The organism is Paenibacillus sp. FSL P2-0089 (assembly GCF_038595095.1).
Classification (GTDB): Bacteria; Bacillota; Bacilli; order Paenibacillales; family Paenibacillaceae; genus Paenibacillus_AQ; species Paenibacillus_AQ silagei.
The window spans coordinates 2,899,827-2,920,902 of sequence record NZ_CP152006.1 but is presented as its reverse complement, the minus strand read 5'-3'; the positions used below and the strand labels follow the sequence as shown (position 1 = coordinate 2,920,902).

Sequence of the window (21,076 nt, the reverse complement as noted above, 5' to 3'; positions counted from 1 at the left end):
GTATATACTGACTGTCCCGCAGCCCAAACGGTTTTACTTTTTTGCATGGCAGGCCTGTTCCCTCAGATCTCAAAACAAAAAGTCCGGTGTGTGGCCCCCTTGACCCTCACCCGGACTTTATTTAGATATTCTTGCTGCTTGTCCTTGAAAACCCGATAACGTTCAGCCGTTACCCGGCTATGATGTCTTCTCTTTGGAATCACCGCCGGCGCCCAGCGGGAATCCGCTCCGTGAGGCAAAAGCAGTAAGCTGCTCCTCCGTCTCAGAGCTGGTGCGGTTGCGGAAGCAGACCTTCGCAATCTCCCTGGCTTCAGAAGCCAGTGTGTTCAGTGTGCGGTGCTTCACCTTCAGCAAGGCTTGCGGTGACATGCTCAGCACATGGATCCCCAGTTCCAGCCAGAGCGGCAGTGAGCGCTCATCTGCGGCCATCTCACCGCATACACTGACATCGATGCCTACGCTGCGTGCCGCATCCACCGTCATGCGGATCATACGCAGCACTCCCGGATGGTACGGATGATACATATGGGCAATCTGCTCATTCATCCGGTCCACAGCCAGTACATACTGTACCAGATCATTCGTGCCGATACTGAAGAAGTCCACTTCCTCCGCCAGCAGGTCGGCAATCATCACTGCGGCCGGAACCTCGATCATTATACCTACCTTCATGTCGCGGTTATACGGTACACCCCGGCTGTCGAGCTCGCTCTTTACCTCGTTCAACACTGCTTTGGCCGCCTGCACCTCTTCGACAGAAGAGATCATCGGGAACATCATCCGGACATTGCCGTAATGACTGGCCCGCAGAATGGCTGTAATCTGGGTTTTGAACATGTCCTTGCGGTCCAGGCTGATCCGGATGGCCCGGTAGCCGAGGAACGGGTTCTGCTCCTCCGGCAGCTGGAAGTAATCCAGATGCTTGTCTCCCCCGATATCAAGTGTACGGATGACTACGGTCTCCTTGCCGACTTTTTCCGCAACCAGCTTATAGACTTCGAACTGTTCATCCTCTGTCGGAAAAGTACTACGGTCCATGTACAGAAACTCTGTACGGAACAGTCCCACTCCCTCGGCCCCGTATTTCAGTGCCATGTTCAGCTCCTTCACGGAACTGATATTGCCGGCCAGCCGCAGAGACACACCGTCCTTCGTCACGGCTTCGACGGTTGCAAGCAGCTCCAATTGCTCCCGCTTCCGCTGCTGCTTCGCACGTCTGGTGTTGAAGTCCAGCAGTGTGGATTCATCTGGATGAATCATAACCGCCCCGGTCTCCCCATCGAGCACCAGCATGTCCCCTGTCTGGATAGGAGTCAGGATCTTGTTCTCCAGGCCTGCCACCAGCGGAATGCCGAGCGCACGGGCCATGATGGAGGAATGCGAGGTTTTGCCGCCCATCATCGTCACGATGCCCAGCACATACGCCGGATTCAAATGCGCCAGCTGTGAGGGGGACAGCTCCTTCGCTACCAGAATGTACGGCTGGGTATCTGACGGCAGAGTGACCTCCGGCGCACCCAGGAGATGCTTCAGCAGGCGGTTGCCGACATCCTTGATATCCACTGCACGTTCTTTCATATATTCATCGTCGAGCAAATCGAACATCGCCACGAAGTGGTCGATCGCTTCCTTGACTGCCACCTCGGCTGCCTTGTATTGGCGTTCGATAATGCCGCGGATTTCGCTCATGAACACCGGATCATCCAGGATCGCCAGATGGGCATCGAAAATGCTCGATTCCTCCGGTCCGACGACCTCGCGGAATTCTTTTTTGATAAACTCGATTTCGTCCTTGGAGGTCCGAATGCCTTCGTACAACCGTTCGAACTCCTTAGCCAGATCCACCGGATTCACCTGAGTGTCCGGCAGACTCCATTCCCAGTTCGGCAAGACAAAGGCCTTCCCAATGGCAACACCTGCTGCGGCGCCTACGCCTTGTATCATGCTTCGATCCCTCCAACATTGCTTTCATGTAGTACCACGGACATGACGGAAGACTGCCCCTTTTTCACGTTTTTGAATGGCGCGTAGCTCCAGGATTTGACCCGGTCCGGGTTGGTAATCACCATCGGTGTCGCCAGCGACGCGGCATGCTCCTTCAAGAAGGCCAGATCAAACTTGACTAGCAGCTGCCCCGGCTCCACGCTGTCCCCTTCCTGTACAAGCGCCTCAAACGGCCCTTTAAGCTGCGAAGTGTCGATCCCGATATGCATGAGCACCTCCAGCCCTTCGGGCGTAGCAATGCCCACTGCGTGCATCGTAGGGTATACGTGCATCACCTTGCCGAATACAGGCGAGACCAGCTCTCCTTTTTCCGGGACAAAGGCCACTCCATCCCCCACCAGCTTCGCGGCAAAAATATGATCCGGCACCTCTTCAATCGGCATCATCCGCCCCTGGATCGGTGCACTGAACAGCACCTGCGGCAGATCGCGCAGCATCAGCTTGTCGATCTCTTCGCGAATCAGCTCCGAATACGTCCCGAAGACGACCTGCACATTGCCGCCGCCCAGCTTGATAATGCCTGCGGAGCCCAGCCCCTTAAGCGCCCCTGTATCTATGAAGCGGTCATTATGCACCGTTAATCTCAGCCGGGTGATGCAGGCCTGAACCTGCACAATATTCTCCTTGCCGCCCAGCGCCTCCAGAATCAGCGGAGCCTGATACGGGATATTGCCCGCCCAGTCGCCCAGCTCAGAGCCTTCCTCACGGCCAGGGGTAGGAATCTGAAACCGGCGGATCGCCCAGCGGAACACGTTGTAATACACAATGCCATAGCCGATCCCGATTGGAATCAGCAGCCAGGCCCGCTGGGACAGATGCATGTTGAGGAAGAAGTCGATGGTCCCCGCTGAATAGGAGAAGCCGTGATGAATCCCGAGCGAGTAGGTCAGCACCATCGCAAGCCCGGACATAACCACATGCAGCGCAAACAAATACGGCGACGCGAACAGGAAGGCAAATTCAATCTGCTCCGACACACCGGTCAAAAAGCACACTAAAGCTGCACGCAAAAAAGTCTTCTTGATCTTGGGCTTGAGGTCCTCGCGCGCTTCCTGAATGATTGCAAAGGCAATTGCGGGCAGGGCGAACATCATAATCGGGAACAGTCCGGCCATGAACACACCCGCTGTAGGATCACCGGCAAAAAAGCGCGGCAAATCCCCCTGTACGACTGCACTGCCGTCAGGCGTCGTAAAGGAGCCCAATTGGAACCAGAACACATTATTCAGAATATGGTGCAGGCCAAAGGCCGTCAGCACCCTGTACAGCACCCCGTAGACGAACACTCCATAGCCGCCGGTCACCTGCACTACCCTGAACAGCTCATTAAGCAACTCCTGTAGTAGCGGAGACACTCCGAGCATGACCCAGGCGAACAGCGCCGAGAATAAGCCCATGAACAGCAAAACAAAACGCGACCCGCCAAAAAACTGGATCGCCTCCGGCAGCTTGATATTCTTAAACCGGTTATGCGCTACACCGGCTACAATCCCCAGGATAATCCCAATTAATGTTGCAGGCTGTACAGCCCCGTCTCCCATGTTGGACACAATCCGGTCATAAGTGAACATCCCTGCGAGTGCGGCCAGTCCGGCCGGTCCGGCCTGATTGGACAACCCCCACGCCACACCGACAGCAAACAAATAAGGCATGAAATAGAATATTCCTTGCCCCGCGTACGTCGTCACTTCGGATACCGAAGAAAGTCCCCATGCAGACCACGGTAAGCTGCCCAGACTCAGCAGAATCGCTGCCGCCGGAAGCACCATGGTAGGAAGCATAATGGCTCTGCCCAACTGCTGCAAAGATCCGAGCCAATTCAAGGCGACCCTCTCCTTTCTTTCTATATTGAATGGTAAGCGTTACAGCAGTTTTTGTCAAAAGAATCTGGCGTGAAAAGGACTACTCCTGCGACTCCTGTGACTCCTGTGACTCCTGTGACTCCTGTGACTCCTGTGACTCCTGTGACTCCTGTGACTCCTGTGACTGGATAAGTGTAGTTTGTACAACTATATTTGGCAATACGACCTTCTATTTTACTTTAACTGCACTCTGTGCAACTATTTTTGGACAATTTAACTCTAATCGCAATAATGCGTATTTTTAGTTGTACGAAGTGCGATTAAACCCAATAAACACCTTATCCAGCGCATTTTAGTTGTACGAACTACACTTAAGCCGATTATCGCATAGATTACATGTTACATCTTGAGCTCCTCCTTCACCATATTTGATCTAGCCGCATGGAATTCACCTCGTAATACCGTATCCGTTCTTTTGAAGAGACTGGTTTGATGAAACCCTTATCACTCAACGCCACCAGCAGCTTGTGTGCTGTCCGGTAATTAATGTGTAAAGATTCAATTAAGTCTTTAGGCCGAAGCGGTCTAGAAATCCGCCATGCCAGCCGTAGCACATCCATTTCTTTTGACAATAGTTGCTCCCTGCTGGACGAACTCCGCGCCAAATAAGGCGCCAGCGCCAGCTGCAGCAGCATCCGGCACACTTCGGGACGCTGCTGGATGTCGTCGAACGAGAAGTGCAGCATCTTCCAGCCCATCCCGGTCAGGAAGGTGTCCCGGTTAAGCGCATAGTTGAACTTCTCCCGGTCCATATCCTTGATATGGCTCTGATAGCCGTCACACTCAATCCCGAAGCGGGTCCCGTTCTGCGGCAGAAAGGCAAAATCCAGAAACTGCGATTTCCGGTTCCAGTCATACACCTCATATTCCGGGTGCAGCTGCTCCAGTGACTCGAATAGCGGCCACCATACATTCTGCAGAAATAGCTTCTCCGCATAGTTATGTCCGCGCAGCAGCCTCCCCCGCCGTTCACCCGTTCTTACAATCATATGTGCCTCCATAAAGTTGCTGTGTGCCTGCTCAAATTCCATATCTACTTCCCCCTCCCTGAAAATACAAAAAACGCCCTTTCCCCATTTAAAATGGAGTAAAGGACGTTCTTCGTCTGTGTCAAGTATAGCAATACTTATTAGTGAAAACTAATCGAGAATGCAGCAACCAGGTCTGAGGTACGTTTGGCAAAATTCAATCTGGATAGCTCTGAACTACAAGTATATCCGGCATCTGTGTACCTGATCATGCATACGATTCGTCTTACCCCCGGCTCCGGCCCTTCATCGTGATCGCTTCCTCCACCTTGATGCAGCGGTCCATGATTGCGATCATATGATTTGCAGCGGCAATGTCCGCCGCCTCCTGGCTGATGATCCCCTGCTGCAGCCAGAGCACACGCGCGCCGATATCGGCCGCCTCCTGAGCTACAGCTGCGCAGTATTCGCTGCGGCGGAACACATTCACAATATCCACCGGCTCCGGAATCTCCGCCAGCGTATGGTAGCATTTCTCGCCCAGGATTTCCCCGTCTACTAACGGATTGACCGGAATGATCCGGTAGCCCCGGCTCTGCATAGCGCCTGCAACCATATATGAGGTACGGTCTGTTTTGTCGGATAGGCCAACAACAGCGATATTGCCTGCCGCAGCCAGAATCTCGCCGATTTCTTCCCTGCTTGGGTTCTCAAAGCTCATGTCTTATTCCCCTTCCGTCTGATTTCTTCCATGCCCTCCGCAGCATTACTGCCGCTTAAGTCACAGTTTTATCATTTTCAGCAACAACTACATCATACAGCGCTGCGCCAGAAGTTCCAAATTCTCATCAGCTTGCGTAACCTGTCCATTCATCTCTGTGCCTACGAATCCTCTGGGTCCCCCACGCTGCATAGCCATACCATATGAACGGAACCCGGTCCCCAGTAATCCTGCACTGCTGCATAGGGCGTTCCGAATTTCCGCAGCCATCTGTCCTGGGCCCGCTTATATCCGCTGTCGAGGCAGAATTCGGAAATTCCCCGCTTTCTGAAAAATCCCATGACCTCATCAATTAACGCCGAGCCCACACCCTTGCCTTGATTCCCAGGCAGCACATACAGACTTCCCAGCTCACCCACAGCGGACAGCCGGTTATCAGTGCAGTTCCGTATGTCCTCTCCGCAAGGCGCGTAAGAAACGGTGCCGACGATCGTTCCATTGGCTCTGGCAACCCAGAAATACACATCCGTCTCCAGCGGATTCAACGAAGCATTAGCCATCCTTATCTTGGCTGCAATCTCCTCCCGGATGTCCGCCTGCAGGTGACCCAATCCTTCCTGTTCGAAGGCATCGGCGATCGTCACCTTGAATAGATTCGACACAGAAGGAATATCTTCCGGGGCAAGAGGTGTAATGCATAAAGAACCTAAAATGCTCAATTCACCCATTCCACATCCGCACCCAGCAAGCGCAGATGATCGAAATACTGCGGATAAGACTTCGCCACATGATGGGCATCCTTAATGAGCAGTGGCTGGCGTGCCCGCAGCCCTACTACAGTAAGGGCCATAATCACACGGTGGTCATAGTGGGCATTAATCGTTACGCCGCCTTCCACGCCTTCCGGTGTACCATGCACAATGATCTCGTCCCGGCGTTCCTCAACCTTCGCACCGGCCCGGGTCAGCTCTGCCAGATAATCCGTGATGCGGTCGCATTCCTTATAGCGCAGGTTCTCGACGTTATAGAAGCGCGAGGTCCCTTCGGCAAAAACCGCCGCCGCTACCATAGCCAGCACCGCATCAGTTGCCGCATCGCCGTCGAATTCCACCGCCTTCAGGACCCCGTTCCCCTGCACATGCACTGTTCCGTTCTCATGGGTGAGCGGCACCTCCATCATCCGCAGCACATCAACAATGGCCCGCTCCCCCTGCTTGCTTCTCTCCGCCAACCGGTGAATGGTCACATCCGACTTAGTCACCGCTGCGGCCGCAAGCACTGCGGCTGATCCCGGATAATCGCCTTGCACCGTATAGGTCTTGGCAGCATAGCTCTGGCGTCCAGGCACCTTGAAGGACATATAATCGTCCGCCGCATGTACGATAATCCCTGCCTGCTCCAGCACCTCCAGCGTCTGCCCGATGACCACCTTGGATTTCAGATCATCCAGCACGATGATCTCACTGTCTTCTTCAAGCAGCGGGGTCAGGAATAAAAGTGCGCTGAGATACTGCGAGCTGACGGCACCGGAGACGGTAATCCGTCCGCCCTGCGGCTTGCCGCCGCGGATCGTAATCGGCAGTCTTCCGTTATTATGCTCTACTTCCACACCGAGCTGGCCAAGTGCCAGGATCAGGTCGTCATGCGGCCGCTTGCCCAGAGAATCGGGATACGTATTCACGAAAGTAACCTCCGGGCTAAGCGCAGCCACCGCCATCAGGAAGCGCAGCACAGCGCCGGCATTACCGACATTCAGCTCCTTTACGTCACGGGGATGGCGGCCGAACCCCTGCACGATGATTTTCTCATCATCTTCGGTCAGGACTGCGCCGAGATCGGCGATACATCTGCGGATCGCGTCGCTGTCCTCGCTGTGGGCAGGATGGTAGATCGTGCTGACTCCTTCAGAGAGAGCGGCTACCAGCAGATAGCGCGTGGTGTAGTTTTTGGAGGACAGGGCTCCGAATTCTCCTTGCAGCGTCGGCGTAGGCCTAACAATAACGTCCATAGTATAAGCGCTCCTTCATAATATATAGTCTGTATGTACGGGCCTGTTTGACAGGGTAATCCGCAGTTGTGTTATTATTGCGTGAAGAGAATCCATTCCCATTCGGGCAGAAAAGAGGGTACTATCATGAATGAAATTCCGCAAATTACACCGCAGGAGCTGCGTAAACGGCTCGCTGCCGGCGAAGAACTTGTACTGATCGACGTCCGTGAAGAGGATGAGGTTGCTTTCGGCATGATTCCCGGTGCTCAGCATATCCCGATGGGCCAGATCCCGCAGCAGACGGACAAGCTTCCGTCAGACACTGAGATCATCTTCATTTGCCGTTCCGGCAACCGCAGCCAGCGGGTCTGTGAATATCTGCAGCAATTCGGCATTCAAAGCTCTAACCTGAGCGGCGGCATGATCGAGTGGGATGATACCAGCGCGGAATAACTTCATCCTGATGCATAGCGCCAACACACATAAAAGCTCAAGCGCGGTAACGCAGTAAAATGTATTGCGAGACCTCAGCCACATTCAACTCCGTTGTATCGACCGTGCAATGCGCGAAACGGTAAGCTTCCCTGCGCTGTTCCATAATGGAACGGACCCGGTTCGCCGCATTGCCGGCGAGCAGCGGCCGGTTCTCATCCCCGCTGACCCGTTCAATAATGGTATCCTCCGAGGCTGTAAGGGCCACTACGAATCCATGCTTCAGCATGACTTCGGCATTCCCCGGCGCAAGCACCGCCCCTCCGCCTGTAGAGATCACTTTGCGCTCTCCCTGCAGCATTTCCTGAAGTACCGCTGATTCAATGCTCCGGAATGCCTCCTCTCCGCCTTCTGCGAAGATATCCGCAATACTGCGGCCTTCTCTCCCGGTAATCACTGCATCCAGATCAACCAGTTCATAGTCAAGCTCCTCGGCCAGAATGGCGCCTACTGTGGATTTCCCCGTAGCCATCATCCCGACGAGAATGATATTTCGATCGTCCATAACAACCTCCAAGCCGCGACATTTGTCATATCATAACACAGGGTGAAAAGTTTGCACAATGCCGGCAGCCTTCATTTTCAGGCGGGCTGTGCCCGCCATGGCTATGCCTCATGGATGCAAAAAACCCGAAAGCCCTCCGCATGAAGCGGAAAGCATCTCGGGTTCCTAAGCAATAAGCTGAACGCTGCTTGTTACTCTGCCAGCCAGTTGTGGTGGAACACGCCTTCTTTGTCCACACGCTTGAAGGTGTGAGCGCCGAAGTAATCGCGCTGTGCTTGCAGCAGGTTCGCCGGAAGACGTTCTGTACGGTAGCTGTCGTAGTATGCAAGGGCGCTGGAGAATCCCGGAACCGGAATACCCAGAGTTACAGCCGAAGCGATAACCTTGCGCCATGCCGACTGGTAGTTGTCCATAACATCCTTGAAGAACGGATCAAGCAGAAGGTTCTTCAGCTCTGCATTATTGGCATAGGCATCCGTGATGTTCTGCAGGAACCGGGAACGGATGATGCAACCGCCGCGCCAGATCTTGGCCAGCTCGCCGTACTTCAGATTCCAGCCGTATTCGTCAGAAGCCACACGCAGCTGGGCGAAGCCCTGGGCATACGATACGATCTTGCTGGCGAACAACGCTTTACGCACGTTCTCGATGAATTCAGCCTTGTCACCATCGAATGGAGCCGTAGCAGGGCCACTCAGCACCTTGCTGGCTTCAACGCGTTCTTCCTTCATGGCAGACAGGAAGCGGGAGAAGACGGATTCGGTAATCATGGACAGCGGAACGCCGAGATCCAGCGAGCTTTGGCTTGTCCACTTGCCGGTACCCTTTTGTCCGGCAGCATCAAGGATGACGTCCACCATCGGCTTGCCGGTCTCTTCGTCATACTGGGCGAAGATATCCTTCGTAATCTCGATCAGATAGCTGTCCAGCTCGCCATTGTTCCATTCTGCGAAGGTGCTGTGCAGCTCCTTGGCATCCAGACCCAGGACGTCCTTGAGCAGGTGGTAGGCTTCGCCGATCAGCTGCATGTCGCCATACTCGATGCCGTTATGCACCATTTTGACATAGTGTCCTGCGCCGTCCGGCCCAATATATGTACAGCAAGGCTCTCCGCCCACGTGAGCTGAAATCGCCGTAAGGATAGGTTCAACCAGCTTATACGCGCTTTCTTGACCGCCTGGCATAATCGAAGGGCCCTTGAGTGCGCCTTCTTCACCGCCGGACACGCCGGTGCCGACAAAGCGGAAGCCTTTGTCTTCAAGATATTTGCTGCGGCGTACCGTGTCAGGGAAATAAGCGTTACCGCCATCGATGATGATATCGCCTTGATCCAAGTACGGCAGAAGCTGCTCAATGGTGGCATCCGTAGCCTGGCCTGCCTGAACCATGATCAGAATCTTGCGCGGTACTTCCAGTGATTGTACGAACTCTTCAACGGAGAACGTGCCCACCAGGTTCTTGCCTGCTGCTTCTGCAACCAGATCATGTGTCTTCTCCGGGGAACGGTTAAACACGGATACGCTGAAGCCTTTGCTCTCGATGTTAAGAGCCAAATTTTTGCCCATTACCGCCAAGCCAATAACGCCGATTTGTTGTTTTGACATCTGGTTCTCCACCCTTTGCACCCTGTATTTTTGTGAAATCCATTTCTCGCAGTATAAGAATACCACCCTTTGTCAGAGACAGCAAAGTTCTGCCTGCGAAAGAGAGATCAATTTCATTGACAAACTTCGATCCATCAGGGAAATTGCTCACAATGACTATTTTAACGGTTTTGTCCGCAGAAGTGAACCCCCTCCACCAGAAAGGCACAATAAAAGGACACCCCATTATGGGATGCCCTTAATCGCCTAAGTTCACTCAGTGCACTACCACTCCAGCGCTGCCAGCTCCCTGGTCAATTGCTCAAGCCTCGCTGTGCTGGCCGCCACCGCTTCCGTATCGCGCTCACGCATAGCTTCATTCAGCAAGTCGAGCTGTTCATCCACGGCAAGCCTGCGGTCACGGATCCGCTCTTCGCCCTCTATGGAGTAGAACAGCTTCGTCAGCTCCTGATCCGACAACAGCGGCCCCTTCTGGTACAGCACACGCTGCTGATAACCGGAAATCTCCACCAGGCGGATGACTTCACCGAATAAAATATTCTCTATAATGATCTGACGGTCGCGGAAGCGCTTGACAACGGCATGACCTCTCATATCCCCAATCAGCTTCTCCATCCATTCTGACAGGCGCGCATCACGGATCATGTAGTCCCCCACCAGCTTGAAGCCGTCCTTAATCCGCTGGAAGCGCAGCTTCACAAGCTTGCGGCCGGTGCGCACCGAAATAAGAAAAACAGTCTCGTTCTCACTCCAGTACAGGGAATAACCTTCCTTGATCAGGTCCTTGATTAGATCCTGGATATGCTGTCTGTCGAACCGCAGCTCCAGATTGCAGTACTCCACTTCATCGTTTTTGTTCACGGCACTCCCCCCTAACTGCTTGATTTAAGCATAGTCAGCTTCACGGCCTAACCTAAGAGTAGAACAGACTGCCGGACCTCCGCTTGCACCTTGATTCTTTGTGTGGCTTACACTTATTTTATACTTCATAATATGTAGCGGTAACTTGGTTTATTGACTATTTTTACCCGTTTTTAGCCTTTTCCAAACGCTGGAACCCGTTTTAGGAGAGTTGGACCAGCCCTTTTATATGCAAAAACAGCAATAAAGCCGCATTGCGCCTCCTTTTCAGGCAGTCTACGGCTTATTGCATTTCCACACCGGCTTACTCCCCCCCCCTGTGTCCGCTCTACTCAGTGCGCCCTGCCGTGCTTCAGCTTCGTCCGGTGGACGATCAGCAGATGCAGGCCGAATAACACAACCATTACTCCCGCGCTGGCCAGAAAAGGGGCACCGTGGCTGACCGTATCCCACAGCTTGCCTGACACCACCGGACCGGCAACCATCCCTGAGCCCTGCAGCGTCAGGAAGAGCCCCCAGACAGTCCCGCGCTCGCCCTCCGGCACCTGCTTGGCCAGGAAGGCGTTCCACGCCGGGAGAATCAGCGCATAGCTGATCCCGACCAGCGCCACCGCCACGAAGGCCAGCGGCAGCCAGCGGACCTGTGAGAAGAAAGCCATGGAGCAGGCCGCCAGCAGGAAGCCGATATTAAGGAAGATGGAGGTGCCGACCTTATCGACCAGCTTCCCGGCGGGTATAAGGGTTAGCACAGTAATCCCTCCTCCGGCAATCAGCAGCAGGCTGAACTGGTTGGGGGTGACATGCAGCTCCGAACGTGCGAACAAGGTGACCACCGGGGTCATAAGCCCGATCGCAAAAGCCTGCAGGAACAATGCCGGGAACAGCAGGCGGCTTACCTTCAGGGAGGAGGTGACCTGCTGCCAGGTCCGCTTCAGACTCTCCAGGGGCCTTACCGGCTTACGAGGTACCGGCGGCCCTTCCGCCGATATCTCTCGGACAACGCGCGGCGCATGACCGCCGATCTTCGAGGGCAGGAACAGCGCCACGGCTACAACAGCAGCAGCGAAGCCCATCAGCACCAGGAAGACCGTCCGGTAGCCCTGTCCGCCATGATCCATCATGAAGTTGACGATAATCGGACCGACGCCGGTTCCGGCCAGTGAGGCCATCTCCACCGCCCCCATGGCTGCGCCGCTGCTGCCGCTCCGGGTAGAGCCTGCCAGCTCGGTGATGCCTGTCATCGTACAAGGCCACAGCGGCGAGGTGCCGATCCCCAGAATCAGACAGGCGAGGGACAAGCTTACGGCATCTTTGGCATAGATAATCAGCCCGACTGCCACCAGCAGCAGCAGCAGAGCTCCTGTCATCGTCCAGCGGTAGCCGATCCGCTCCATGACCCAGCCGAACGGACTGCGGAACAGGTTATCCCCGAGATACTGCAGCGCGAAGGCGAACCCGACCACCGTTACGGAGAGGCCCAGAATATTCTCCATATAGACCGGCAGCAGAGCTACCAGCAGCGATCCTTTGACGAATTCGACCAGGAAAATAATGATCCACATTTTTAATATGAACGGTGAGGCTAAACTGATATGCATACGTTCCGCTGCTTTGCCAGACATTTCATCACATCCTAGTATTATGTTGATTGATTTGTTATACTGATGCTTGCTCAAGTAGAAATAGGTATTCTGTCCCTCCGGGGACGCCTTTTGCTTCAGCGAAATCAAAAAACCACTCTTCGCGAAAGGTTGTGACAGCATTAAATGAATCAACAAGCTACTCCCCTCTTCACTGCTCTCAAAAAGCATGCCGCCGGAAATCCAGTTCAATTCCATATTCCGGGACATAAGAAGGGGCTAGGGACCGATGCCGAATTCCGTGAGTTTATCGGCGATAACGCTCTATCCATAGATTTGATCAATATTGCACCGCTTGATGATCTTCATCAGCCCACCGGGGTTATTCTTGAAGCTCAGAAGCTGGCTGCAGAGGCTTTCGGCGCCGATTACACGTATTTCAGTGTACAAGGCACGAGCAATGCCATCATGACTATGATCCTCTCTGTCTGCTCAGAAGGAGACAAAATTATTGTGCCGCGCAATATTCACAAATCGGTAATGTCGGCCATTATTTTCTCCGGAGCCAAGCCTATTTTCGTCTCTCCTGTACAGGATGAGAATCTTGGGATAGACCACGGCATAACCACCAGCTCGCTGGAACGGGCTTTAAGGCGCCATCCGGATGCCAAGGGTGTCCTCGTTATCAATCCGACGTATTTCGGCGTATGCGCCGACCTCCGTTCGATTGTCGACCTGGCCCACAGTTACGGGGTTCCCGTACTTGTGGACGAGGCACATGGAGTACTGATTCATTTTCATGAGGACTTACCAGTATCGGCCATGCAGGCCGGTGCAGATATGGCAGCAACCAGTGTGCATAAGCTGGGCGGCTCCATGACGCAGAGCTCGGTACTGAACCTCAATGCCAAGACGGGTCTTGTCAACCCACAGCGGGTACAGACCATTCTCAGCATGCTGACCACCACTTCAACCTCATATATTCTGCTTGCCTCTCTGGATACCTCCAGACGCAACCTTGCCCTGAACGGCCATGAGATGGCGGCGAGAACCATCGCCTTGTCCAATTATGCCCGCAATTCGATCAACGAGATCGAGGGGCTGTACAGCTTCGGCAAAGAAATTCTCGGAACAGAAGCCACCTTCAATCATGATCCGACGAAGCTGAACATTCATGTAAGGCATCTGGGTATTACCGGTTACGAGACCGAGAACTGGCTCCGGCAGAAGTACAACATCGAAGTTGAACTCAGCGACATGTATAATATTCTTTGCCTGATTACCCCTGGAGATACTAAGGAATCTGTAGATAAGCTGCTTGCGGCGCTGCAGGTGCTCTCAGCGATCCATTACAGCAAGGGTGAGATCTATGAGCTTAAGGTACAGGTGCCGAATATTCCGCAGCTGGCCCTAATCCCGAGAGATGCCTTCTATGCGGATACGCAGCTGATTCCCTTCCGGGAGTCTGCCGGCTACATCATTGCAGAATTCATCTACGTCTATCCGCCGGGAATTCCTATTCTTCTCCCTGGAGAAGTTATTACCCAGGATAATATCGACTATATCATTGACCATGTAGAAATCGGATTGCCCGTCAAAGGACCCGAAGACCGCAGCATTACCAATATAAAAGTAATTGTCGAAGCTGAGCCGATCTCCTAAGGCTTGTCCTATAGCAGTGCGACATGCAAAACCCCGATACGTATAGTATCGGGGTTTTGCATGAATGCCTGAAATCTATTCTTGCTGGGCAAGCAGCTCGTTATAAGCTTCTTCAACAGCTTTCCATTCAGTTTCATCTTCAATGTTGTACAGAACCATTTCCTCGTCTTCTTCTTCCATACGAAGGATGATTCCGTCTGCTTCCGGATTCTCGCGCTCAAGCAGCAGGGCGTACAACTTCTCGCCTACGTCGAACGTTTCTACCAGTACCATTTCTACATCTTCGCCCTGCTCGTTCGTCAAGGTCAGCACAAACTCCTCGTGCTCATGGTCGTGATCATGTCCGCAACCGCATGCTTCACCATGTTCATGGCCATGCTCATGTTTGTGATCGCTCATTGTAATACCTCACTTTAATTGAATTATCCTACATTTGGTATCGTAACACGTAAGATAAGGACAGGTCAATTTGCAGGAGAGACTTAATTCTTGGATGAAGCCGTAACTACCTTCTCGGACACAAGAATGTAATCTCCGTTCTTCGACGCCTTCATGAAGAAGCCTACGCTATATTTGCCCGGTTCCTTGAAATCATAGGTGAATTCCGGTGTGGAGAACCAGAAATCCTCATTCTTGGAGCCGACGGCATCCTCGAGAATATCCTTCACATTCCCGGCAGGATCAGTGATTGCCACCTTCACGGCAGCGATGCTGTCCTTGAGGCTGTCCACCTGCGTTAGAATTTTCATCTTCAGCTTGCCTGTGTTAACATTGCCGAATACCGTGTCGCCTTTGAAGAGTACGATATGAACATTCGGCTTGAGGATCGTCACTCTGCCCGAGCCGTCCCAGCTGACGATACCCCCGGCCTCCCTGGCGGGAATATAGGTCTTGCCGTCAATCAAATAGCCGCCATCGGCTATTTCCTTTCCATTGCTCCATACTTTGATCTTCTGGTTCACAGCGTCCGCGAACAAATAGGAGCTTCCCATCATGAAAAACACAACCGTGCACAGAGCAATTTTTCTCCATCTCATTGTAAAGCCCCTCCAAATAATTCATGCTGTTAATGTATACTGCTCAGCCTTCGACAAGTTGCGCAGAATTCAGGGATTTATTTCTTTTTGCAGAAGAAAAGAAAAACAAGCCCTTCAGCAACCGGTTTCGGCATGTACAGCAGACCTTAAACGAAGTATTTTCAGAGAAGCCGGAGTCCCCCTTAGCACATAGAAACGGCCGGACTTCAGCGCCTGTAAGACGCCTGTCCGGCCGTTCCCCCTGTTATCTATGCCCGGCTAAAATTGCGGAAGCTGATCTAGATTGTTCGTAGGATCTCCATCTGCATCGCCGCGGATATACATTTCGCCGTCTTTGCCCTTAAATACATTGACCCCTGCGATGCTGCCGGACTGAACCTCCTGAAGTGCCTGCTGATAATCCAGCACGCGTCCGGAGGAGGTCTGGAACCCGGTCAGGTCCCCGTCACCGTTACGTTTGGCGGCAATAAAGCGTTCCCGTTCTTGATTCATCACTTAGGATCGTCTCCTTCGCACTAGAATTAGCCAGCAACCCTGGCCCGATTCTAGCTTGTCCATCGCAGCGAAAGAGTATGTACCCGGCAGATTACAGGGCTTTACTCATTCTTACATGTAGAATCCCGGCATCATAGAAGGGCTCCTTGGAGATCACTTCATAGCCGAGCTTGCGGTAAAAGGGTTCTGCTTGACACTGGGCATCCAGAATGGAAGCCTGCAGACCCAGCTCACGTGCCCGTTCTTCCATAGCCAGCAGCAGAATACGTCCGCATCCCTTAGCGCGGAAGGCCTCCCGAACGGCAATCCGCTGCATCTTGGCAGTGTCCGCTTTATAATAGATCAGCCGGCCGGTTGCAGCCGGCTGCCCGCCCTCCATGAGCAGGAAATGATGCACATGCTCACTAATGGCATCATATTCATCGATCTCCTCTTCTACCGGCACCTTCTGTTCTTCCACAAACACCTTCTTGCGGATCTCCAGCGCCATTTGAAGCTGCTCCTCTGTAGTAACATGTACGATTTCCACTGCCATCTCCCTGGCTCCTCTCTATAGCTCCAATCAATATGGAGCATTATACAGAATTATTAATATCCTGTATAGAGCCTGAGAGCTTCAGGGCAAGGCCCTTGGACAGGGAACCTCCGACCACCTTATTTACGGAGTCTCATAGACCTCCTCGGGAATCGAGCGGTCATACACATCCCGCAGAACCGGCGAGGTCAGGCTATCCCGTGAATTCAGACTCCCGTCCAGTCCGGTCATCCTGTGAACATCCGTATATTCAGGAACCTGCTTACCTGCCGTACATCCGGCGATTCCCAGAAGGAGACATGCTCCAATCCATAAGAGACATACTTTTGCCAACCGCATAGTTGTTAACCTCCTCATCCTTCTCGGCTCTTTACAGCTTTGACGAATCGGGAGGTTCATAAACGAAGCTTTACAGATTTACATTGCCCACTACATGGACAAGATACATCATCCCCCCAAGAACTCCGGCAAGGACAAAATACGCGGCCCCATATCTCCAGCGGGAAGCAGCCGGCACATCATAGTACTTATCATTGTCATATACCGTGAAGCTGATCTCACAGGTCATCTTCATCTGCAGGCTGGCATCCACATACAGCTGATCTAGTTGCACGACTTTGACTTTTCCGATCAGCGACTGCACCGGCATGGTCGTCGTTCCATAGTAATCCAGGTTATCCCAGCGTACGCCGACAAACTGCTGGCGGTTCAAATCACTGTAGGTGGTGAACGGCAGCTCCCGCTTATGCTCGGGGCCGGGGATCAGATATCCTTGCTCCTGCAGATCCCCGATGGGGATCAGGAAGCTTTTGAGCACAGTATGCATCTGATTCTTCGTCCGCCGGCTGATGTACTTCTTATACATATCATAAGCGAACATTACCCAGATTACGCCAAATAAGATAGATTTCAGATAGATAATTACAGCTAATCCTCCAATAAGCCCGACCAGCCATAACCAGCGTGTAACCGCCGTGGCAATTCTGCCCCCGTCCAGCGGATGGATCGGCAGCAGGTTAATCAAGTTAAGCAAGAACCCGACGTATGCCAGCGAGTATAACAAAGGACTATGATAATAATAAGCCGCTCCGAATACTACAACCGCACCAATACTCCCGAGTATAGGGCCGCCAAAAGCTACATAAGCTTCCTGTCTGGCATCCAGCGGCTGCCGCTTCATCGTAATGAGTGCACCCATAAACGGAATAAATAGAGGCGCGCTCACCGGCAGCCCAATCCGCTTGGCAGCGATCACATGGCCGATCTCGTGAACGAACATTAAGGCAACGAAGCCCACCGCGAACTGCCATGGCGAGATCAGGGCATAAGCCCAGATGGATACCATCATGGAGATCAGCGGACCTGCGATTTTCCCCAGCTTAAGCAGAGAGATAATGGCTTTTCCCTTGAGCAGCAGCAGTACTGCCCCACTGCCCAGCCACCCCCATGCCCCCGAGCTTTTTTTCTCCTGTTTGTTTTCCTGCAATAGTCTCAATCTCCTTTTGATCACTGTGTCGCTTCAATTCCAGGCCAGGATCAGGCACTCCTCTGCTTCCCGTTAGCCCTTACTCTCTACTGTCGCACAGGAGTGCAGTGGATTGCAAATAGACTTACGGTGTTGACAAATCTCCCGGCCTGCGTATATGATATCCAGTAATTAGGATAACCACAATAGCTGCGAAGAGAAAGAGTACCCTGGCAATTCTTCCACAGAGAGCTCCGGATGCTGAAAAGGAGCAAAGAAAACCCTCGGGAATATGGTCTCAGAGCTGCGCATCGAAGCCCGCATCGCCGGGACGTAGGCTGCGCCGGAACCCGCATCCGTTACCATGCTAGGGTATACCCGCTTTAATCTGCGGACGTACCTGAAGAGGTGGATGCTGCGAGGCATTGATGAATTTGGGTGGTAACACGTGAGCACAGGCTCTCGTCCCTTTAGGGGATGAGTGCCTTTTTTGCGTTCACATCATTTGAGGAGGAGAGAAATATGACTAACATTTTTATTGGAGGGGCTTGGCCTTATGCCAACGGCTCCCTGCATCTGGGCAGACTCGCCAGCATTCTTCCGGGAGATATTCTGGCCCGCTACCACCGTGCTAAAGGTGATGCTGTGCTCTATGTATCCGGCAGTGATTGTCACGGTACCCCCGTTGCTGTACAGGCGGCGCAGGAGGGTGTAGCCCCGGGTGAATTCGCCAGCCGGTATCATGAGGAGTTCGCCGCTTGCTTCCGCGCCTTGGGCTTCACTTATGACTTGTATACCCGGACCGATCAGGCACATCACCACAATACGGTGCAGGAGCTGTTCCTTAAGCTGCTGGATCACGGGTATCTGTACCAGAAACCCGGTCTCCAGTGTTATTGTGAGCAGGACCAGCGCTTCTTGCCGGACCGTTATGTTCATGGCCTCTGCCCGGTATGCGGACAGCAGGCCCGGGGAGACCAATGCGATTACTGTTCAACGATTCTCGATCCGGTGGATCTGCTGGAGCGCACATGCGCCCTCTGCGGCTCTACGCCTGTGCTGCGCTCTACTCAGCATTACTATCTGTCGCTGTCCAGCTTCCAGCAAGCACTCACAGAATATGCTGATTCCGCGCAGGGCTGGAGAGACAATGCCGTCCGTCTAACCCGCAGATATCTGCAGGAAGGCCTGCAGGACCGCGCAGCAACACGCGATCTGGACTGGGGCGTGGATGTCCCCACCCCAGGCTTCGCAGACAAAAAAATCTATGTCTGGATCGAAGCGGTCAGCGGTTATCTGTCGGCCAGCAAGCAATGGGCCGCCGAGACGGGGGGCCGCTGGGAGGATTTCTGGTCTGTAGGGTCCGCACAAGATAACGATGGGCAGCCGCCTATAACCGCTTACTATGTGCATGGGAAGGATAATATTCCTTTTCACAGCCTGATCTGGCCTGCTATCCTGCTTGGAGCTGAGGAACTGCATCTGCCGGACCGGATCTTCTCTTCTGAATATCTGACCCTGGAAGGGCAGAAATTCTCCACCAGCCGCAACTGGGCGGTCTGGGTGCCGGATATTCTCAGCCGGTATGACCCGGACTCGGTCCGTTATTTCCTGACTGCGAACGGTCCCGAGAAGCGGGATGCCGACTTCTCCTGGAGAGAGTTCATCTACAGCCATAACAGCGAGCTGCTGGGCGCATTCGGCAATTTCGTCAACCGCAGCCTCGTATTCGTGAATAAGTTCTGGAACGGTAGAGTTCCAGATGGAGTCTTGGATGAAGCATGGGTTAGCAGTCTGGACCAGCTGTATAAGGAGGCAGGAAGGCTGACCCAAGCCGGACTCTTTAAGGAGGCCCTGGAATTCATCTTCTCGCATATCCGCCAGGCCAATAAGTATTTCGATCAGCAGCAGCCGTGGCTCCAGATCAAGCATGATCCTGCAGCCGGGGCTAACACGCTGTACACCTGTGTTCAGATTATTGCCAATCTGTCTAACCTGCTGAACCCGTTCCTCCCCTTCTCCTGCGAGAAGATTAGAGGCTTCCTGTCCATAGAACAGCCCGTATGGCACCCGGTATCCGTCCTGGCAGAGCAGCCTATATTGGAGCTTGAGCTGCTGTTCGAGCGGATAGATGTAGAGCGCATAGAGGAGGAAATAGAGCGGATGAAAGACAAAAGCGTCCTGCCTCTCATACCGCTCACGAAAGCAAGCGGCGAAGGCAAGGACGCTCCGGGGTCTTAATATTGATGAATACACAGCGGCTGTCCGCTCTGTGTAATAACTTAGTTCTGGCCGGGGTAACGTGCTCCGGCTGCAATACCTTGCGGGGATATCCGCTCAATCCGGGCGAGATCCTCTGCCGTCAATGTAACCTTAAGCGCTCCGAGGTTCTCTTGTAACCGCTCCAGCCGCTTCGTGCCGGGAATCGGTACAATTTGATCTCCTTGTGCTAGAAGCCAGGCCAGGGCAAGCTGTGCCGGGGCGTAGCCTTTCTCGGCCGCCATCTGCCCGATCAGCGAGACGACCTCCAGGTTCCGGGTGAAGTTCTCTCCCTGGAACCGAGGGTAATGGCGGCGGTAATCATCCTCCGGCAGATCATCGAAGCTCTTGATCTGTCCAGTCAGAAAACCGCGGCCCAGCGGGCTATAAGGAACGAAGCCGATGCCCAGCTCCTTGACCAGCGGCAGAATCTCATCCTCCACCTCCCGGCTCCAGAGCGAATACTCTGTCTGCAGGGCGGTCAACGGATGCACCGCATGTGCCCGGCGGATCAGTTCAGGCGAAGCCTCGGATAAGCCGATATAACGGATCTTCCCTTCCTTGACGAGTTCAGCCAGGGTACCGGCGGTTTCCTCAATAGGCGTGTTCGGATCGGGACGGTGCTGATAGTACAGATCGATATAATCTGTGCCGAGATGATAGAGGCTGGCATCTACGGATTTTTTGATATAGGCCGGGTCTCCCTTGGGTCCCTGAGTATGCGTAATGCCGAATTTGGTCGCAATCACAGCCTGATCTCTCCGGCCCTTAAGCGCCCGTCCGAGAAGCCGTTCATTGCCGCCGAAGCGCTGCTGCTCGAAAGCTCCGTAGATATCCGCTGTGTCCAGCAGGGTTACGCCCAGGTCAAGCGCGCCATGAATGGTTCGTACAGACTCTTCATTATCTGGCATCATCATCGTTCCGAGTCCCAAAGCCGATACGATCAGCCCTTCGTTCCCAAGTGTTCTTGTGTGCATATGGTTGCCTCCTCTTGTCCCTGTAATAGATCTTATGAACATGACCTTATTCTAACCGT

General features: G+C 53.4%; 20 protein-coding genes and 1 other annotated feature. Of the genes, 3 read left to right on the top strand and 17 right to left on the bottom strand.

The features are described 5' to 3' along the window. Positions 1–177: 177 nt before the first annotated feature. From ptsP to aroA, 6 genes are all read right to left on the bottom strand, one after another. Positions 178–1,944: a phosphoenolpyruvate--protein phosphotransferase gene (ptsP, locus tag NST69_RS11885; protein WP_036729485.1), complete on the bottom strand. Its 1,767-nt coding sequence runs from the start codon at positions 1,942–1,944 to the stop codon at positions 178–180. Next, positions 1,941–3,827: a glucose PTS transporter subunit IIA gene (locus NST69_RS11880; RefSeq protein WP_036729487.1), complete on the bottom strand. Its 1,887-nt coding sequence runs from the start codon at positions 3,825–3,827 to the stop codon at positions 1,941–1,943. The genes ptsP and NST69_RS11880 overlap by 4 nt, the downstream gene beginning before the upstream one ends. Before the next feature lie 398 nt (positions 3,828–4,225). After that, positions 4,226–4,897, bottom strand: coding sequence for a hypothetical protein (locus tag NST69_RS11875; RefSeq protein ID WP_342549397.1), 672 nt, complete (start codon positions 4,895–4,897; stop codon positions 4,226–4,228). Between the two features lie 223 nt (positions 4,898–5,120). Continuing rightward, a complete protein-coding gene (locus NST69_RS11870) occupies positions 5,121–5,555 on the bottom strand; it encodes a CoA-binding protein (RefSeq protein ID WP_209877653.1) in 435 nt (144 codons plus the stop codon). A 161-nt stretch (positions 5,556–5,716) separates the two neighbouring features. After that, on the bottom strand, positions 5,717–6,217 hold the full coding sequence (locus NST69_RS11865) for a GNAT family N-acetyltransferase (protein WP_339313915.1): 501 nt from the start codon (positions 6,215–6,217) through the stop codon (positions 5,717–5,719). A gap of 53 nt (positions 6,218–6,270) precedes the next feature. Further along, entirely contained in the window at positions 6,271–7,563 is a 1,293-nt protein-coding gene (gene aroA, locus NST69_RS11860; protein WP_342549396.1) for a 3-phosphoshikimate 1-carboxyvinyltransferase, read from the bottom strand. 126 nt (positions 7,564–7,689) lie between these two features. Between aroA and NST69_RS11855 the strand changes: the two genes are divergently transcribed. Beyond that, the gene (locus tag NST69_RS11855; RefSeq protein ID WP_342549395.1) at positions 7,690–7,998 is read left to right on the top strand and encodes a rhodanese-like domain-containing protein; all 309 of its coding nucleotides are present in this window, start codon (positions 7,690–7,692) and stop codon (positions 7,996–7,998) included. 37 nt (positions 7,999–8,035) lie between these two features. Here NST69_RS11855 and NST69_RS11850 read toward each other — a convergent pair whose 3' ends face one another. The 4 genes from NST69_RS11850 to NST69_RS11835 form a co-directional block, all read right to left on the bottom strand. After that, on the bottom strand, positions 8,036–8,542 hold the full coding sequence (locus NST69_RS11850) for a shikimate kinase (protein WP_342549394.1): 507 nt from the start codon (positions 8,540–8,542) through the stop codon (positions 8,036–8,038). Positions 8,543–8,733: 191 nt separating this feature from the next. Then, positions 8,734–10,146 (bottom strand): NADP-dependent phosphogluconate dehydrogenase, encoded by a 1,413-nt coding sequence (gene gndA, locus NST69_RS11845; RefSeq protein WP_076074279.1) that lies wholly within the window; start codon positions 10,144–10,146, stop codon positions 8,734–8,736. Between the two features lie 264 nt (positions 10,147–10,410). Beyond that, entirely contained in the window at positions 10,411–11,007 is a 597-nt protein-coding gene (locus NST69_RS11840) for a hypothetical protein (RefSeq protein WP_209877659.1), read from the bottom strand. A 332-nt stretch (positions 11,008–11,339) separates the two neighbouring features. Next, positions 11,340–12,629, bottom strand: a complete 1,290-nt coding sequence (locus NST69_RS11835) for an MFS transporter (protein WP_076074274.1) — start codon at positions 12,627–12,629, stop codon at positions 11,340–11,342. A gap of 144 nt (positions 12,630–12,773) precedes the next feature. Here NST69_RS11835 and NST69_RS11830 point away from each other — a divergent pair, with 144 nt between their 5' ends. Continuing rightward, entirely contained in the window at positions 12,774–14,249 is a 1,476-nt protein-coding gene (locus NST69_RS11830; protein WP_036729506.1) for an aminotransferase class I/II-fold pyridoxal phosphate-dependent enzyme, read from the top strand. A 75-nt stretch (positions 14,250–14,324) separates the two neighbouring features. On the opposite strand, the gene NST69_RS11825 is transcribed toward NST69_RS11830, so the two are convergent. The 6 genes from NST69_RS11825 to NST69_RS11800 form a co-directional block, all read right to left on the bottom strand. Beyond that, complete coding sequence (locus tag NST69_RS11825; RefSeq protein ID WP_036729508.1) at positions 14,325–14,648, bottom strand: DUF1292 domain-containing protein; 324 nt, start codon at positions 14,646–14,648, stop codon at positions 14,325–14,327. A gap of 83 nt (positions 14,649–14,731) precedes the next feature. Beyond that, entirely contained in the window at positions 14,732–15,286 is a 555-nt protein-coding gene (locus NST69_RS11820) for a copper amine oxidase (RefSeq protein ID WP_036729511.1), read from the bottom strand. 258 nt (positions 15,287–15,544) lie between these two features. Beyond that, positions 15,545–15,781: a DUF3892 domain-containing protein gene (locus NST69_RS11815; RefSeq protein ID WP_036695032.1), complete on the bottom strand. Its 237-nt coding sequence runs from the start codon at positions 15,779–15,781 to the stop codon at positions 15,545–15,547. 91 nt (positions 15,782–15,872) lie between these two features. After that, positions 15,873–16,316 (bottom strand): GNAT family N-acetyltransferase, encoded by a 444-nt coding sequence (locus tag NST69_RS11810; protein ID WP_339255971.1) that lies wholly within the window; start codon positions 16,314–16,316, stop codon positions 15,873–15,875. 123 nt (positions 16,317–16,439) lie between these two features. Then, positions 16,440–16,655 (bottom strand): hypothetical protein, encoded by a 216-nt coding sequence (locus NST69_RS11805; RefSeq protein WP_342549393.1) that lies wholly within the window; start codon positions 16,653–16,655, stop codon positions 16,440–16,442. A gap of 70 nt (positions 16,656–16,725) precedes the next feature. Next, entirely contained in the window at positions 16,726–17,802 is a 1,077-nt protein-coding gene (locus NST69_RS11800; RefSeq protein ID WP_342549392.1) for a site-2 protease family protein, read from the bottom strand. Positions 17,803–17,984: 182 nt separating this feature from the next. Beyond that, positions 17,985–18,254 (top strand) — a binding site (T-box leader). A 49-nt stretch (positions 18,255–18,303) separates the two neighbouring features. Here NST69_RS11800 and metG point away from each other — a divergent pair. Next, positions 18,304–20,022 (top strand): methionine--tRNA ligase, encoded by a 1,719-nt coding sequence (gene metG, locus NST69_RS11795; protein WP_342549391.1) that lies wholly within the window; start codon positions 18,304–18,306, stop codon positions 20,020–20,022. A gap of 41 nt (positions 20,023–20,063) precedes the next feature. Here metG and NST69_RS11790 read toward each other — a convergent pair whose 3' ends face one another. After that, the gene (locus NST69_RS11790) at positions 20,064–21,017 is read right to left on the bottom strand and encodes an aldo/keto reductase (protein WP_342549390.1); all 954 of its coding nucleotides are present in this window, start codon (positions 21,015–21,017) and stop codon (positions 20,064–20,066) included. Between the last annotated feature and the right edge of the window lie 59 nt (positions 21,018–21,076).